This is a genomic window from Rhizobacter sp. P2_H3, from assembly GCF_056403355.1.
In genome coordinates, this window is the sequence record NZ_JBFUFQ010000546.1 from 1 (window position 1) to 570 (window position 570).

Genomic DNA, 570 nt, shown 5'->3' on the forward strand with positions numbered 1-570 from the left:
CGCCAGGACGACGCCGATTCGACCCCGTCGGCCTCCACCGGCAAGAAGGCCTCGACCGGCGGCAAGCACCGCAAGCCCGAAGGCGGCAGCTCGGAAGGTTCGTCCGCTTCGTCGGCCGGAGAGCACAGCTCCGCTGCGTAATCCGCACACTGCATGACGCGAGGCCCCCGGCAGCACTGCCGGGGGCCTCGTTTTGTGTTCGGTCGGCGCCCTTCGTTCCGAAAGGAAGCATTCAGTTTCGATGCGTACAGTCGGAAGCGTTCATTACATCAGCTAAGTAAAATGCGAGAGGGGTCTTCTGATGGCACGCGTAGAGGGCGATACCTGGGATCTGGCGTCCAGCGTCGGCGCCACCGCGACCATGGTGGCGGCCGCCCGAGCAATCGCCTCGGCCGCGCCGGATCCGGTGATCAACGACCAGTTCGCCGCCCCGTTGGTGCGCGCGGTGGGCGTCGACTTCTTCACCAAGCTCGTCGACGGCGAACTCACCGAAGCGGACCTCGGCGACGATCCGTCGATGAACATCGTCCGGTTCGCCAACGGCATGGCCGCGCGCACGCGGTTCTTCGA

At 66.0% G+C, this 570-nt stretch carries 1 protein-coding gene; it reads left to right on the forward strand.

Translation table 11 applies throughout. The features are described 5' to 3' along the window. Positions 1–301: 301 nt before the first annotated feature. Positions 302–570: class I SAM-dependent methyltransferase (locus AC1D1T_RS32955; protein WP_477993576.1), on the forward strand; the 269-nt coding region annotated here is incomplete at its 3' end.